This is a genomic window from Phaeobacter italicus (assembly GCF_019801785.1).
Lineage (GTDB): Bacteria > Pseudomonadota > Alphaproteobacteria > Rhodobacterales > Rhodobacteraceae > Phaeobacter > Phaeobacter italicus.
The window spans coordinates 153,267-168,198 of sequence record NZ_JAHVIJ010000003.1 but is presented as its reverse complement, the minus strand read 5'-3'; the positions used below and the strand labels follow the sequence as shown (position 1 = coordinate 168,198).

Sequence of the window (14,932 nt, the reverse complement as noted above, 5' to 3'; positions counted from 1 at the left end):
TCTTGAAAAATCAAGCCGTCCGCACAGGGGTCTTCATCGTCACCAATTCTTCCGACATGGTGGGGTGAACCGCCACTGTCCGGTCGAAATCTTCTTTGGTTGCGCCCATTTTTACGGCGATCCCCGCAAGCTGGATCATTTCACCCGCGCCGGGCGCGACAATGTGACAGCCCAGCACCTTGCGTGTCTCCTTGGAGACGATCAGCTTCATCAGAACGCGCTGCGCACGACCGGCAAAGGACTGCTGCATCGGCTTGAAGGAGGTTGCGTAAACCTCGATCGCTTCCTGCTCGGCGGCGTCTTCTTCGCTCAGCCCGACGGTGCCCATCTCCGGCTGCGTGAAAATCGCAGTCGGGATCAGGTCGTGATCGGGGCTGGTCGGATTGCCGTTGAACACCGTTTCGACAAACGCCATGCCCTCACGGATCGCCACGGGCGTCAGGTTCACCCGGTTGGTCACGTCGCCGATCGCATAGACCGAGGGCACGGCCGTCTGGCTGTAGTCATCCACGACAATGGCCCCTGCCCGGTCCCGCTCGATGCCCAGCGCCTCAAGGCCAAGGTTGTCTGCATTGGGGTTGCGGCCAGTGGCAAACAGCACCTGATCGAACAGGGTCTCGTCGCCGTTTGTCGCCTTGACCCAGATCTTGTCGCCTTCCTTGCGCATCTCCAGAACATTGGTGCCAAGGTGCAGATCGATGCCTGCCTGACACATTTCTTCGGACACCAGGCCCCGCGCCTCATCGTCGAAGCCGCGCAGGATTTGCGCGCCGCGGTAATATTGCGTGGTTTTGACGCCAAGCCCGTTCATGATCCCCGCGAATTCGCAGGCGATATAGCCGCCACCGACGATCAGGATATTTTCCGGCAACTTGTCGAGGTGGAAAATCTCGTTGGAAGAGATCCCAAGCTCCGCCCCCTTGATATCAGGCATCGACGGCCAGCCGCCCGTCGCCACCAGAATGTGCTTTGCGGTCTTCTTGGTGCCATCTGCCAGCTCGACAGTGTGTTCATCAGCCAGCTTGGCGCGCTGGTCAAAGCTCTCCACACCAGAGTTCTTCAGCAGATTGCGATAGATCCCTTCCAGCCGGTCCAGCTCGTTGTGCAGCTTGCCCTTGAAGGCATCCCAGTTGAAATCGCCCGCAGAGATGTCCCAGCCATAGGCCTGGGCGTCCTCAACCACAGAGGCATACTCAGAAGCAAACACCATCAGTTTCTTGGGCACACAGCCCCGGATCACACAGGTGCCGCCATAGCGGTCTTCCTCTGCGAGGGCGACCTTGGCGCCGCCTGCGGCCGCCACTCGTGCTGCCCGTACCCCACCGGAGCCGCCACCGATGACAAAGAGATCGTAATCAAAGCTCATTTCCGTCGCCCTTCTTATGTCTTGCGCGAGGTATCCCACAGCGCGATGCGAATTGCCAGTCTCGCAGGTGGGGTGTTCTGACGAGGTTTCAAATGGTTTGGAGTGGTTTAATCGCGAAACCGTGAAGGTCGCGTGAAAATTTCTCAGCCCAATCCTTACGCTTTTGCACCTACATCCCTCTTGAAAGCCGCCCGCCCCAGCGTCATCTTGTGGCCCGCAGACCGCGCCGGTCTGCCCGTGATCGGGACGACCCGGTCATGTGATCTTTTATCGGGACGACCCGCAGAAAAATCGAAAGGTCGTCATGAGATCCCCCCTCGACCGTATCCGCCACGCCCTCAGCTTTGAGATTCTGGCCCTGCTGTTGATCATTCCCCTTGGTGCCAGGCTGTTTCACATGCCGGTTGAAGCAATCGGCGTGGCCACCATTGTGGCGGCGACCCTCGCAACGGTTTGGAACTATGCCTATAACGAGCTGTTTGATCGCGTCATGCGCCGGATCAGCGGGTCGACCCAGAAATCGCCGCCCGTTCGCGTCCTGCACGCCATCCTGTTCGAGGCGGGCCTTCTGGTGGTCCTGATGCCGTTCTTTGCCTGGTATCTGCAGATCACCCTCTGGCAGGCCTTTGTGCTCGATATCTCGTTTGCGGCCTTCTACATGGTTTACGCGCTGGTCTTTAACTGGGCCTATGACCGGCTGTTTCCGCTGCCTGAATGGCAAGAGGGTTAAGGTCAGAATGCCTTGAGTGCGCAGCGTCGAGGCGCGGCGGCTCAGTCGCCAAGATCTGCAAACAGATTGTCGCTTTCCATGAACTCCAGCCGGTCAGTTTCAATCGTGCCCTCGTTGATGTCGCGCACTTCGACCTTGCCATCCCCATAGCCCACCACAACGGTATCGCAGATATCGATGAACAGGCCATTTTCGACCACGCCGGGGATCTGGTTCATCACCAACGCCAATTGGCGGGCGTTGCCGATGCGATTGAGGTGCAGATCAAGGATGTGGTTGCCCTCATCCGTCACAAAGGCGGCATCGCCATTCATGCGCAGCGTGGTCTTGCGCCCCATCACATTCATCGCAACCAGCGTCTCTTCCACCAGCGCCTGTGTGGTCTGCCAGCCAAAGGGGATCACCTCGACCGGCAGCGGAAACGCCCCAAGGGTTTCGACTTCCTTGGCCTTGTCGGCAATCACCACCATCCGGTCCGAGGCCGTGGCGACAATCTTTTCCTGCAACAACGCACCGCCACCGCCCTTGATGAGGTTCAGATCCCCGTCAAATTCGTCAGCACCATCAATGGTCAGGTCCAGCCATTTGGCTTCATCCAGAGAGATGATATCAATCCCGACCTCGCGCGCCAGCTCTGCCGTCCGGGTCGAGGTCGGCACCCCCTTGATACGCAGACCTTCGCTGCGCACCATCTCCCCCAGGCACCGCACCAGCCAGGCGGCCGTTGATCCGGTCCCCAGGCCAACCCGCATACCATCCTCAACCATTTCCGCCGCACGTTTGGCAGCGACAAATTTGGCCTTGTCGATGGGCGACAGCTCTCCGGTCATGGCAGGTCTCCGTGGATAGATGGGCATGGGCTCCCTTGGCTTACCTATAGGCCACTTCGGTGCATCGTGCGAGATGGAACAGCGCAAGCACCTGCAAGTTCAGGGCTTTTGCGCCAGATTTGCGCCGCGACGCCCAACTTTCCCCTCCGCCCCGCCGCTTCCGTCGCACAGCTCCTGGGGTCAGGATGCATTGATCTGGCATCCTGACCCTAGCGCAACACCGCCACCGACTGCAGCCGCGCCTTGGCAAAATCGACAAAGGCCCGCACCTTGGCAGGCGCCCGCCGCCCCTCTGCATGGACCAGATGAATGGGCAGCGCCGCCGGTTCGTGATCCCGCAAGACCCGCACCAATCGGCCAGCCTCCAGATCCGGCCCCACCTGATAGGACAACACCCGGCACAACCCCCAATCCCGGCGCGCCACCTCGATCGCCGCGGCAACACTTGTCACCGCAAGACGCGGGCGCAGCCGCACCACATCGCGCAGCTCCCCGCCAAAGCGCCATTCAGAGACCGGGCTGATGGGCGAGGCAGACACCACCTTGTGCTGCAACAGATCAGCCGGGGTCAGGGGCGTCCCCGCCGCCGCAAGATACGCAGGCGAGCCACAGACCACCCGATGCACCTGCCCCACCCGCACAGCCGTCAGCCCCGAGGAAGGCAGCTCTCCGATGCGCACCGCCAGATCAAACCCCTCCTCCACCATGTTCACAATCCGGTCCACCATGACCACCTCGGCGCTGACACCTGCATAGGTGTCCAGAAACTCGGTCAGGATCGGTGTTACATAGATGCGGCCGAACTCATTCGGGCAGGTAATGCGCAGCTGACCAACCGGATTGGAGGCCGCGCCGGTGGCGGCATCATCTGCCGCCTGCATCTGCGCCAGGATGTGGCGGGCATCTTCAAGATAGCGGCGTCCCACATCAGTCAGACGCACGCTGCGGGTGGTGCGGGTAAACAGGCGTGCGCCCAGCCGCGCCTCCAGCGCATTCACCCCCCGCGTCGCCGACGGAGCACTCAACCCCAGCCGCCGCGCCCCGGCGGCAAAACTCTCCGCCTCGGCGACCGCGACAAACACCTCGAGGCTCTGCAATCGATCCATATTACCATCACTTCGCGAAATAATGCCTTTCGCAAACAGTATATTCATTCACAGATCGGGGCAAACTACCTTTCCCCCATCACCAGAGGGCCATCACATTGCGGCCCAGCCGAATGTCAACGCTGACCCAAAGACCTCAAAGAACAGGACATCCCATGACCCCCATCAAACTCTATCGCAATCCAAAATCCGGCCACTGCCACCGTGTCGAGCTGCTTCTGGCCTTTCTCGGCCTGCCTTATGAAACCATTGACCTCGACATGGCCAATGGTGCGCACAAGGCCCCGGAATACCTCAAGATCAGCCCCTTCGGCAAAGTCCCCGCCATCGACGACAGCGGCTATACCCTGTCCGATTCCAACGCCATTCTGGTCTATCTGGTCCAGACCTACGCAAAAGGGTCGCACTGGTTGCCCGAAGACCCAAAGACCGCAGCAGAAGTGCAGCGCTGGCTGACCATTGCCGCCGACAACATCTTTTCCGGTCCCTGCTCTGCCCGTCTGGTCACACTGTTTGGCGCGCAGCTGGATCACGCAGCAGCCATCGCCAAATCGCATGACCTGTTCAAACTGATGGAAACTCATCTGAACGGCCGCAACTGGCTCGCTGCCGAAACCATCACGATCGCGGATATTGCAGGCTACAGCTATATCGCGCACGCACCGGAAGGCGGCGTGGATCTGGCGCCCTATCCCAATCTGCGCGCCTGGCTGAACCGGATCGAAGCAGAGGACAATTTTGTCCCCATGGTCGCATCCGAGGTGCCGGAACTGGCCTAATCCTCCCCCGGCATCCCCACAACAACAAAAACTACCCCTGTGTCTGGCCCGCGCCTTTGGGTCCGACACAGGGCCCCCACCCCGCAACACTCCCCACACCACAGGAGACGTGACAATGGACAAGGCCCTGAATGTGACCCAGCCCCCCAATCCCTTTCACGCCGGGGAACTGGAGGCGCAGGCTCGCGCCGGCGCGGGGGATGTGGCGGCCTGGGCCGGTGGCTTCATCCGCGACCACATGCCCGCCCAGCACCGCGATTTCTATACCTCCCTGCCGTTCCTCGTCATGGCTGGCGCCGATGCCGCGGGCCAGACCTGGGTCACGCTGGTCGATGGGGCCGAGGGCTTCATCACCTCGCCCAATGCCAAATCCCTGTCTCTCGACACCCATATCGCCCCCGCCGATCCGCTCGCAGCCGCCTTTGAGGCAGGCACGGACATTGGCGTGGTCGGGATCGAATTGCACAGTCGCCGCCGCAACCGCTTCAGCGGTCATATCCGCAAGACCGCGGCAGGCTACGGCATCGACATCCGCCAAACCTTTGGCAACTGTCCGCAGTATATCCACGAACGCAGCTGGCGACGGGTCGCCGCCGCGCCAAAACCGGCCCGGCACAGCGCCACCTTGCGCAGCGCACAGATCAGACAGATCAGCCGCGCCGACACGCTGTTCATCGGTTCCGGCCATCAAAAGGGCGCGGACGTGCCGTCGCGCGGCTATGATGCGTCACACCGGGGCGGCGCGCCGGGTTTTGTGCATGTCGCCAGCCCCACCCGGCTCTCCATTCCGGACTACTCTGGCAACAACTTTTTCAACACCATCGGCAATATCCTGACCGACGAACGGGTGGGTCTCGTTTTTGTCGACTTTGAAACCGGCAGCCTGCTGCATGTGAGCGGGCGCGCCCACGTCAACTGGCGCCCGGAAAACAGCCACGACCCCGCCGCCTGGCGCATGATCGAGGTGGACATCGACGCCGTGGTGGAACGGCCCAATGCCCTGTCCCTGCGCTGGTCCGGCGGGATCACCAGCACCCGCGCGCTGCAGGTCCTGCGCCGCGAGGAGGAAACGCCCGAAATCACCTCCTTTTATCTGGGCGCAATGGATGGCAAGCCGCTGCCGCCCTTCAAGGCCGGGCAACATCTGCCGGTCGAGGTGGACATCGAGGGCCAGTACATCCCGGCCAGCCGCAGCTATTCGCTCTCTGGCGCGTCGGATGCCAGCGGGCACTACCGCCTGTCGATCAAACGCGAACCCCAAGGCCAGGTATCCCGCCTGCTGCACGACACCCTCAAAGCCGGTGACACCCTGCGCGTTGGCAATCCCTCCGGCGATTTCACCCGCCCAGAGGCAGAACGCCCGCTGTTACTTGTCAGTGCAGGCGTCGGCCTCACCCCTATGGTCGCCATGCTGCACGAAACCCTCGCGCAACAGCCCGACCGCCCGGTCTGCTATATCCACGGGACGCGCAATCGATGCCACCATGCCCTGCGAAACGAAGTTGCCGCGCTGATCGCATCCGCCCCCAATGCCCGCCAGCTGCGCTATTTCAGCGATCCCGACCCCTCCGACAGGCTGGGACACGATTATGACCACCACGGCAGGATCACCGCAGCAGAGCTGCTCACGCTCGATGGGGCAACTGAGGCGGATTTCATGCTTTGTGGACCGGCCGCAATGATCGGCAGCCTGCGCCAACAGCTTGAGGCATCCGGCATCGCATCAGGGCGGATCCACTTTGAAACCTTCGGACCGACGCAACCCGCCGCCACCAAGGCGCCCCCTGCGGTCTGAGGCTGCAAACCCCCGGCTCCTCCGGCAAATTGGCGCCGGGGGCAGCCAGAATGCGTGTTTCCTATTGGAAACGTCGGAAACGGGCGTTACCCCTGCCATCAGACACCTTAGAATGGTTCCATGATGGACAGCTACCGCCTGCACTATGCCCCCGACAACGCCTCGCTGGTGATCCGGCTCGCGTTGGAAGAGATGGGCCAGCCCTATCAGACCGCTTTGGTCGATCGGCGCGCAGCTGCGCATAAGTCAGCCGCCTACAGGGCGCTCAATCCGGCAGGTCTGATCCCGGTTCTGGAAACCCCAGACGGGGCGATCTTTGAAACGGCCGCGATCCTGCTGTGGCTGGCCGACCGCCACCCAGAGGCAGGCCTCATACCGACCCCAGACAGCCCGCGCCGCGCCCATGCGCTCAAGTGGCTGTTTCACCTTTCCAACACGGTTCACGCCGATCTGCGGATCCTGTTTTATCCGGACAAATACATCGGCAGTGACCCTGCCCACCAGACCGCGCTGCAAGACGGCATTTGCGCCCGCCTGAAGGTGCATCTGGACAACATCGATCGTGAATGCACCGCCAATCCCGACCTTCTTTGGCGGGACGCCGAGGATGGCCTCACGCCCACTGCGCCGCTGCTGTATCTTGCCTGCATGATGCGCTGGATGGCACTTTATCCCAGCACCTGGGATCGCAGCTGGTTTGACATCACCGCAACACCCGCCCTCGCGGCGGCGCTGGCACAGCTGGAACAGCGCCCCAGCACCGCAACCGCCGCTCAGGCAGAGGGGCTCGGCCCCACCCCGTTCACACAGCCCTCTTACGCAAATCCCTCAGAAGGATCAGCCACCTAATGTTCCTCTCCGTTTTTGACATGTTCAAAGTGGGCATCGGCCCGTCGTCCTCCCACACCATGGGGCCGATGGTGGCCGCCGCGCGGTTCCTCGACATGATGCGCGCCTCACCGTTTGAATTCCACGGATTGCGAGCCTCGCTGCACGGCTCGCTCGCCTTCACTGGCGTCGGCCACGCCACCGACCGCGCCACCATCCTGGGTCTCGGCGGCTTTGTGCCCGAGGACTACGACGACGAAAAGGCAGAGGCCTTTCTGGCAGAGCTGGACAAAACACACAAAATGCACCCCGAAGGTCTGGGCGAGCTGCACTTTGACCCCAAGGCCGACATGATCTTTGACTACGATCACGCGCTGCCGGGCCACGCAAATGGCATGATCCTGATGGCAACCGACGCTCAGGGCGACGTCACCCTGCGTCAGGTGTTCTATTCCATCGGCGGCGGTTTTGTCGTGACCGAGGAAGAACTCGCCGCAGGCAAGGCCACCGACGAAGGCGACCCGGTGCCCTTCCCCTTCAAATCCGCAGCCGAAATGCTGGAGATGGCGAAATCCAGCGGCAAGTCGATTGCCGACATGAAGCGCGCCAACGAAATCGCACGCGGCTGTCCCGAAAGCCTTGCCAAAGGAACCGCGCGCATCTGGCAGGTGATGAACGACTGCATCAACCGCGGTCTGTCGCGCGACGGCATCCTGCCCGGTGGCCTGAACGTGCGCCGCCGCGCCAAAGGCATCCATGATGCCCTGCTCGCAGAGCGCGGCATGAACATCAACGCCCCGCACACGATCAACGACTGGATGAGCGTCTACGCGATGGCCGTGAACGAGGAAAACGCGGCCGGCGGTCAGGTCGTCACCGCGCCGACCAATGGCGCGGCAGGCACCCTGCCTGCGGTGATCCGCTACTACCTCGACCACGTGCCGGGCGCCTCGGAAAGCCACGTCGAGGACTTCCTGCTGACCGCCGCCGCCATCGCGGGTCTTGTAAAATACAACGCGTCGATCTCCGGCGCCGAGGCAGGTTGCCAGGCAGAGGTCGGCTCGGCCTCCGCGATGTCTGCCGCCGGTCTCTGCGCGGTGATGGGCGGCACGCCTGAACAGGTGGAAAACGCGGCTGAGATCGCACTGGAGCACCACCTCGGCATGACCTGCGACCCCGTGAAGGGTCTGGTGCAGGTGCCCTGCATCGAACGCAACGGCCTTGCGGCGATCAAGGCGGTCTCTGCTGCATCGCTCGCCCTGCGCGGCGACGGCCAGCACTTCGTGCCGCTGGACGCCTGCATCGAGACCATGCGCCAGACCGGTGCCGACATGCACGACAAGTACAAGGAAACTTCGCTTGGCGGTCTGGCCGTGAACGTGCCCAACTGCTGAGGTCGACGACCTGTCAGAACCTGACGTGACCTGAGGAAGGCGCAAATGCGCCTTCCCGCCCGGCGTTCGACACGCCCGATGAACGCAACGTTCCTCCCCTCCCCGCAACTCCAGCTTGCACCACACCCGCCAGCGCCCTAGCGTGGCGCAATGACACATGATCGCCCCTCCCTCGGCATCCTCCTGATGCTTGGTTTCTGTATCACCGCCCCGATGGGGGATGCGGTGGCCAAACTTCTTGGGGCGCATATCCCTCTGGGTCAGCTGCTGTTGGTCCGTTTTGCCGCGCAGGTTCTGTTGCTGGCGCCTCTCATCCTCGCCACTGGCCGCGTCTGGCGCATGCAGGGCCGGGTGTTGCGGCTGACCTTCGTGCGGACGCTCCTGCATATTGCGGGCATCGGCGCGATGTTCACCGGTCTCAAATACCTGCCCCTCGCAGATGCCGTTGCGATTGCCTTCGTGATGCCCTTCATCATGCTGTTTCTCGGCAAATTCGTTCTGGGCGAAGAGGTCGGCATGGTGCGCCTGCTGGCCTGCATCGTCGGTTTTGGTGGCACGCTTCTGGTGATCCAGCCCAGCTTTGTCGCCGTCGGCTGGCACGCGCTCTGGCCACTGATGGTGGCGGTGATCTTTGCCTTCTTCATGCTGGTCACCCGCCAGATCGCCAAGGACACCGACCCGATCAGCCTGCAGGCGGTCTCGGGCACGATGGCCTGTGGTCTGCTCGCACCAGTCTTTGCCGTGGGCGCGGCGACGGATCTGCCGATCCTTGCCATCGTTTCCCCCACCGCAGATCAATGGGCCCTTCTGGCGGCCATTGGCCTTCTCGGCACGGCGGCTCATCTCCTGATGACATGGAGCCTGCGTTACGCCCCCGCCGCCACCCTTGCCTCCATGCAGTATCTGGAGATCCCCGTCGCGGCCCTGATCGGCCTGTGGATCTTTGACGAGCTGCCAAACGGCCTCGCTGCTCTCGGGATCCTGATCACCATCGCTGCCGGATTGTTTGTGATCCTGCGCGAACGCCAGATCCAGCTGAGACAAGCCGCCGCGGATCGCGAGGCGCTGCTGCTCAAGGATCCGCCCATCGCGCCGGAACAACCCGCGGTCTGACCGTCAGCCCCACCCGGCCCGCACAGCCGCGCCAGCAGCTAGACCAGCGCGGCTACCACATCCGCCAGCCGCGCCCGTGGCAAGATCACCAACAACCCCGGACCGTCCGCCTCCAGCCTGAGCGGACCAGTTGTGCGGTTTGACGTGCCGATACGTGCCATCGGGTCCAGCTCCAGCCCGTCGATCGGCCATTCCAGTCCCTCGGACCGCCCCCGGACCGGCTGCATCGGAAACAAAGAGACGACCTCTCCCGCCTCCATCGGCAGCGAGAAAGGCGCGCGCAGGTGAAACACCACCTCCTGTGCACCCAGCAGCACGCAAGGGCTGGGATGGGACTGAAGCAGCGTGTTGAACCCTGCCAGCTGATGGTCGATGCGCCCGCCCATGAAGCCGACAGCAATGACCAGTGGCGCGCGGATCATGCGCAGCGCCTTGTCAAAATCGGTCGTGGTCTGCTCGCTGACATGATGCAGCCGCCCCGCCGGGATATCTGCGCGCAGCTCCTGCGGCAGCGAGTCGAGATCGCCAATCACCGCCTCCGGCAGATGGCCCGCCTCCAGCGCATGCAACGCGCCCCCATCAGCCGCCACCAACGTCGGCGCCAACCCCAGCGAAAGCGCCAGATCCTGCGCGCCAAGCACCCCAGCCCCGACCAATGTCACCGGCTGGCGACGATCAACAATAACCTCTGTCATGGCGGAATTACTCGCAGAAAAGGAAACAGACCACAATCTGAACACAAAATGATACGATCAATTGCACGGATTCGGGCGGAATTTGACCCCCTGCGCCATGAATATGAATGGCACTGACTTTGGCGAGGACACCTATCCGATGGTACAGAATAACAAGGTTTTGACGGTTTCCTACGGGACCTTTTCCTGCACGTTGGAAGGGTTCGAAGATTCCTTTGGCACGATGCAGGCCATCGCAGAGTATTTCCGCGATCTGGCCGCAGACGACCGCTATTTCGGCGCAGAGCCGCCGCAACCCGACGCGGATATGCTGGCACGGATTGCGCAAAAGGAAATTGCCCGCCAGGTCGAAGCGCGCACCAGCACCGAAGGCATTCACCTGCGAGCGGCCACTGGCCTGCCCGCGCCCGCGGCCCCGCAACCGGCTCCTGCTCAGCCGGAACCGGCGGCCGCGCCGGCGCCTGCGGCCGCCGCCCCCGCCCCGATCGAAGACGTCGCCCCAGTCCAAGCCGAAGCCCCAGTTCAGGCCGAAACCCCCGTCCAGCACGCAGCCCCGGCACAAGAGGCCGAGCCCGCGGCACAGGACATCCCGGAGGAGATCGCAGAGGATCAGGCACAGGATCTGACAGCGGACGCCAACACGCCCGTCGCCGAAGACGTCGCCGAACCGGCCCCGAAACCCGCCGCCTCTCCCGAAAGCATCGCCGCCAAACTGCGCCGCATCCGTGCGGTTGTGGCCCAGACACCAAGCGATGACTTCACCGAAGACCAGCACGCCGATCAGGTGCGCGAAGAGGCGCTGCAGGACATCCAGAACGCTCTCTCCGCCGATCACGCAATCGACGCAGAGCCGGAAACCACCCAAGAGCTCGACGGCGACGACAGCATTGATGATGCCACCGATGACGCCATTGCCGCCGCACTTGACCGGATTGATCTGGCCAGCACCTCCACCGCCGCTGCAATCAACGCCCCCGCCGAGGCCGATGCCTTCTTCGCCGACAGCCCAAGCTTGATCGCCAGCGAAGACACGGACAGCGACGACACGGCCCGTGACGATTTCGATGACGCCGAAGACGATGACCTCTCTGCCGACGATCCCATCTCCGTTCTGGATGATGACAGCGACGAAGACGACAGCCTCTTTGCGCAGGACGAGACGCAGGACGACGCAGAGGACGCCGTCGCCGAGGACACCGCAGAACCTGCCGCCGAAACCACCCCAGAGCGCCCCCGCCGCACCGCCCGGATCGCCCGCATCAAACGCGCCGATCTGGAGGCCGCGATGGCAGCAGGCGCCCTTGAAGAGCTGGACGACGACAGCCAGCCCCCCGAGGTTTCGGAACAAGACACCCCCGCCCCGCGCAAACGCGCCATGCTGCAGCCTGACGCAGACAGCAGCCTCTCCGATGACGACGAAGCCGACCTGATGGCCGAACTCGCCGCCGTCGAGGCCGAGCTGCTGGGCGACGACATCGATCTGGCAGATGTGGCGCAGCACGACGAGGAAGCGGCAGAGGATCTCGACGATCTTGACGACGACAGCGTCGATCTCGCGGCTCTGGATGACGACGATGACATGCACGAGGACGCGGAGCAGACCCACGACGACACCCCCGTCGCCAAACGCCCCGCGCCGCTCGATCTTGGCAATATCGCCAAGAGCATCATCCCCGGCCGCCAGCCCGCCGCACTGGATGAACCCGCCAAGCGCGGCCCGACCAGCACCGCCGACAGCGACATCGCCCGACTGATGGCTGCAACCGATGCCAAGCTGGAAGACCCCGAAACCAGCGATCAGCGCGAAACCTACAGCCAGCTGCGCGCTGTGATGGCGGCAGCCTCTGCCGAACGCTCTGCCGGTGGCAGTCTGGACAAGGAAGATGACGCGCAGGTCTATCGCGACGATCTGGCCAGCGTTGTGCGTCCCCGTCGCCCCGGCAGCCGCGCCGACAGCGGCAGCGACCGCCGCCCTGCGGCTCAGATCAGCCGCCCGGCACCACTGAAACTGGTGCAGGAACAGCGCATTGACGAAACCGAAACTCCCGCAGCCGCCCCCGTGCGCCCGCGCCGGGTATCTGCTGCCGTTCTCGCCGAAGAGCCCCGAAACAGCGGCAGCGAAGGTGGATTTGCCGCCTACGCACAAGAGGCAGGCGCCGTCGAACTGGGCGAACTGCTTGAGGCAGCCGCCGCCTACATGAGCTTCGTCGAAGGGCGCGATCACTTCTCCCGCCCGCAGCTGATGAACAAGGTCCGCGGCGTCGACGGAACCGAGTTCAACCGCGAAGACGGGCTGCGCAGCTTTGGCCAGCTCCTGCGCGAGGGCAAGATCGAACGCGCCGACAACGGCCGCTTCACCGCGTCAGGCCAGATCGGCTTCCAGCCCGGCAACCGCGCCGCAGGCTGACCTCTGCCCCTGCCCCATAACACCACAGCAAAAAGGCGGCCCCAAAGGCCGCCTTTTTCACGTCCGGGCCAATCGCCCGTCATCTTTCCCGAAATACTCCGGGGTGAATTGACCGCAAGGTCAAGAGGGGCAGCGCCCCTCTCCCCGCGCGCGGTTCCGCGCCTCAGCCCTGATCCTGGTCGGGATCATCCGGATCCGCCTTGCCGACACCGCGAAAGACGAATTTGAACGGCAGGATCCACAGAACCCCCAGCAGCACATAGACCACCAGCTCAACCAGCAGCGACGGCCGGTCAAGCCAGCTGATCACATTGACCGCCAGCACGATATAAAGCGGCATGCCGATCAGCAGGATCACCAGCGCCCAGCGCCGCCGGGCCTTGTAGCTCAATGCGGGTTTATCCGACATCAGTCAGCAAACGGGTCCGTCACCAGGATGGTGTCGTCCCGCTCCGGGCTGGTGGACAAAAGCGCAACCGGGCATTCGATCAGCTCTTCCACGCGCTTCACGTATTTGATCGCATTGGCAGGCAGATCGTTCCAGCTGCGCGCGCCTTCCGTCGACTCGCTCCAACCCGGCATCTCTTCATAGATGGGGGTGCAGCGGGCCTGCTGATCGGCTGCGGTCGGCAGGTAATCCAGACGCTCGCCGTCCAGCTCGTAACCCACGCAGATTTTCAGGGTTTCAAACCCATCCAGAACATCCAGCTTGGTCAGCGAAATGCCGGTGATGCCAGAGGTCGCACAGGTCTGACGCACAAGGCAGGCATCAAACCAGCCACAGCGACGCTGACGGCCGGTGGTGGTGCCGAATTCATGACCACGGGTGCCCAGACGCTCGCCATCCGCATCCGGCGTGCCGTCTTCCTTCAACAGCTCGGTCGGGAACGGGCCTTCGCCCACGCGGGTCGTATAGGCCTTCACGATGCCCAGCACATAATCGATGGAGCCCGGACCAATGCCCACGCCCGTTGCCGCCTGACCAGCAATCACGTTGGAGGAGGTCACAAACGGGTAAGTCCCGAAATCAATGTCCAAAAGCGCGCCCTGCGCCCCTTCAAACAGGATCCGCTTGCCCGCTTTGCGCTTTTCGTTCAGCACCTTCCAGACCGGCGCGGCAAAGGGCAGGATCTCTTTGGCGATCTCTTTCAGCTGGGCAATCAGACCGTCGCGATCAACCGCTTCGATGCCCAGACCCTTGCGCAGCGGATCATGGTGCTGCAGGGCGCGGTCAACACGCGCCACCAGGGTCGCCTCATCCGCCAGGTCGGCCACGCGGATCGCACGACGGCCCACCTTGTCCTCATAGGCCGGGCCAATGCCGCGACCGGTGGTGCCGATCTTGGTGCCCTTGGAGGCCGCTTCCTCACGCGCCCGGTCCAGCTCGCCATGCAGCGGCAGGATCAGCGGGGTGTTTTCCGCAATCATCAGCGTCTCAGGAGAGATGTCCACGCCCTGGGCGCGCACGGTCTCGATCTCCTTGATAAGATGCCAGGGGTCCAGCACCACACCATTGCCGATGACCGAAAGCTTGCCACCCCGCACAACGCCAGACGGCAGCGCGTGCAGTTTGTAGACCTTGCTGTCAATCACCAGCGTATGACCGGCGTTATGGCCGCCCTGGAAACGTGCGATCACATCAGCGCGCTCGCTGAGCCAATCCACGATCTTGCCTTTACCTTCGTCACCCCACTGGGCGCCGACTACCACAACATTGGCCATCTCAGGTCCTTTGCATGCTGGTTGAAACCGACGCTCCGTATAACGAGGCAGTGGCGGCAGTGGAACCGGTTTTTCGCCGCACCCGGCCTCAGCCCCGCTTTTCCACAAGATATCGACGCACAAGCGCCGCCCAAAGCGGGCGAATTGAACCACCAGATCCGGATTTG

13 protein-coding genes are annotated in these 14,932 nt (G+C 63.0%); 7 read left to right on the top strand and 6 right to left on the bottom strand.

Annotated elements, in window-relative coordinates; translation table 11 throughout:
- Positions 1–10: 10 nt before the first annotated feature.
- Positions 11–1,366 (bottom strand): glutathione-disulfide reductase, encoded by a 1,356-nt coding sequence (gene gor, locus KUV39_RS08380; protein WP_222459498.1) that lies wholly within the window; start codon positions 1,364–1,366, stop codon positions 11–13.
- Positions 1,367–1,670: 304 nt separating this feature from the next.
- Between gor and KUV39_RS08375 the strand changes: the two genes are divergently transcribed.
- Positions 1,671–2,096 (top strand): PACE efflux transporter, encoded by a 426-nt coding sequence (locus KUV39_RS08375; protein WP_222459497.1) that lies wholly within the window; start codon positions 1,671–1,673, stop codon positions 2,094–2,096.
- A gap of 41 nt (positions 2,097–2,137) precedes the next feature.
- Here the strand turns inward: KUV39_RS08375 and rpiA are convergent, their stop codons facing one another.
- Together rpiA and KUV39_RS08365 are read right to left on the bottom strand one after the other, a co-directional pair.
- Complete coding sequence (gene rpiA / locus KUV39_RS08370; protein ID WP_008560702.1) at positions 2,138–2,926, bottom strand: ribose-5-phosphate isomerase RpiA; 789 nt, start codon at positions 2,924–2,926, stop codon at positions 2,138–2,140.
- Positions 2,927–3,135: 209 nt separating this feature from the next.
- Complete coding sequence (locus tag KUV39_RS08365) at positions 3,136–4,032, bottom strand: LysR family transcriptional regulator (RefSeq protein WP_222459496.1); 897 nt, start codon at positions 4,030–4,032, stop codon at positions 3,136–3,138.
- A 155-nt stretch (positions 4,033–4,187) separates the two neighbouring features.
- On the opposite strand from KUV39_RS08365, the gene KUV39_RS08360 reads away from it, so the two are divergent.
- The 5 genes from KUV39_RS08360 (at position 4,188) to KUV39_RS08340 (ending at position 9,941) form a co-directional block, all read left to right on the top strand.
- Positions 4,188–4,811 (top strand): glutathione S-transferase family protein, encoded by a 624-nt coding sequence (locus tag KUV39_RS08360; RefSeq protein ID WP_050673758.1) that lies wholly within the window; start codon positions 4,188–4,190, stop codon positions 4,809–4,811.
- Between the two features lie 115 nt (positions 4,812–4,926).
- A complete protein-coding gene (locus KUV39_RS08355) occupies positions 4,927–6,606 on the top strand; it encodes an FAD-binding oxidoreductase (protein WP_222459495.1) in 1,680 nt (559 codons plus the stop codon).
- 120 nt (positions 6,607–6,726) lie between these two features.
- The gene (locus KUV39_RS08350) at positions 6,727–7,455 is read left to right on the top strand and encodes a glutathione S-transferase family protein (protein ID WP_222459494.1); all 729 of its coding nucleotides are present in this window, start codon (positions 6,727–6,729) and stop codon (positions 7,453–7,455) included.
- A complete protein-coding gene (locus tag KUV39_RS08345; protein WP_008562126.1) occupies positions 7,455–8,828 on the top strand; it encodes an L-serine ammonia-lyase in 1,374 nt (457 codons plus the stop codon). Before KUV39_RS08350 ends, KUV39_RS08345 begins: the two co-directional genes overlap by 1 nt.
- Before the next feature lie 150 nt (positions 8,829–8,978).
- Entirely contained in the window at positions 8,979–9,941 is a 963-nt protein-coding gene (locus KUV39_RS08340; RefSeq protein WP_209033834.1) for a DMT family transporter, read from the top strand.
- Positions 9,942–9,979: 38 nt separating this feature from the next.
- Here the strand turns inward: KUV39_RS08340 and KUV39_RS08335 are convergent, their stop codons facing one another.
- A complete protein-coding gene (locus KUV39_RS08335) occupies positions 9,980–10,636 on the bottom strand; it encodes a thiamine diphosphokinase (protein ID WP_222459493.1) in 657 nt (218 codons plus the stop codon).
- A gap of 139 nt (positions 10,637–10,775) precedes the next feature.
- Here KUV39_RS08335 and KUV39_RS08330 point away from each other — a divergent pair, with 139 nt between their 5' ends.
- The gene (locus KUV39_RS08330; protein ID WP_244998294.1) at positions 10,776–13,043 is read left to right on the top strand and encodes a chemotaxis protein CheA; all 2,268 of its coding nucleotides are present in this window, start codon (positions 10,776–10,778) and stop codon (positions 13,041–13,043) included.
- A 163-nt stretch (positions 13,044–13,206) separates the two neighbouring features.
- On the opposite strand, the gene KUV39_RS08325 is transcribed toward KUV39_RS08330, so the two are convergent.
- Positions 13,207–13,452 (bottom strand): DUF2842 domain-containing protein, encoded by a 246-nt coding sequence (locus KUV39_RS08325; RefSeq protein ID WP_037302156.1) that lies wholly within the window; start codon positions 13,450–13,452, stop codon positions 13,207–13,209.
- On the bottom strand, positions 13,452–14,765 hold the full coding sequence (locus KUV39_RS08320) for an adenylosuccinate synthase (RefSeq protein WP_008563230.1): 1,314 nt from the start codon (positions 14,763–14,765) through the stop codon (positions 13,452–13,454). The genes KUV39_RS08325 and KUV39_RS08320 overlap by 1 nt, the downstream gene beginning before the upstream one ends.
- Positions 14,766–14,932 lie beyond the last annotated feature (167 nt).

Bases quoted from the DNA above. Each gene is read 5' to 3' on its own strand.
- KUV39_RS08340 (WP_209033834.1), top strand. From the start codon at position 8,979: ATGACACATGATCGCCCCTCCCTCGGCATCCTCCTGATGCTTGGTTTC.
- KUV39_RS08325 (WP_037302156.1), bottom strand. From the start codon at position 13,452: ATGTCGGATAAACCCGCATTGAGCTACAAGGCCCGGCGGCGCTGGGCG.
- KUV39_RS08350 (WP_222459494.1), top strand. From the start codon at position 6,727: ATGATGGACAGCTACCGCCTGCACTATGCCCCCGACAACGCCTCGCTG.
- KUV39_RS08375 (WP_222459497.1), top strand. From the start codon at position 1,671: ATGAGATCCCCCCTCGACCGTATCCGCCACGCCCTCAGCTTTGAGATT.
- KUV39_RS08355 (WP_222459495.1), top strand. From the start codon at position 4,927: ATGGACAAGGCCCTGAATGTGACCCAGCCCCCCAATCCCTTTCACGCC.
- KUV39_RS08365 (WP_222459496.1), bottom strand. From the start codon at position 4,032: ATGGATCGATTGCAGAGCCTCGAGGTGTTTGTCGCGGTCGCCGAGGCG.
- KUV39_RS08330 (WP_244998294.1), top strand. From the start codon at position 10,776: ATGGTACAGAATAACAAGGTTTTGACGGTTTCCTACGGGACCTTTTCC.
- gor (WP_222459498.1), bottom strand. From the start codon at position 1,366: ATGAGCTTTGATTACGATCTCTTTGTCATCGGTGGCGGCTCCGGTGGG.
- KUV39_RS08320 (WP_008563230.1), bottom strand. From the start codon at position 14,765: ATGGCCAATGTTGTGGTAGTCGGCGCCCAGTGGGGTGACGAAGGTAAA.
- KUV39_RS08360 (WP_050673758.1), top strand. From the start codon at position 4,188: ATGACCCCCATCAAACTCTATCGCAATCCAAAATCCGGCCACTGCCAC.
- KUV39_RS08335 (WP_222459493.1), bottom strand. From the start codon at position 10,636: ATGACAGAGGTTATTGTTGATCGTCGCCAGCCGGTGACATTGGTCGGG.
- rpiA (WP_008560702.1), bottom strand. From the start codon at position 2,926: ATGACCGGAGAGCTGTCGCCCATCGACAAGGCCAAATTTGTCGCTGCC.
- KUV39_RS08345 (WP_008562126.1), top strand. From the start codon at position 7,455: ATGTTCCTCTCCGTTTTTGACATGTTCAAAGTGGGCATCGGCCCGTCG.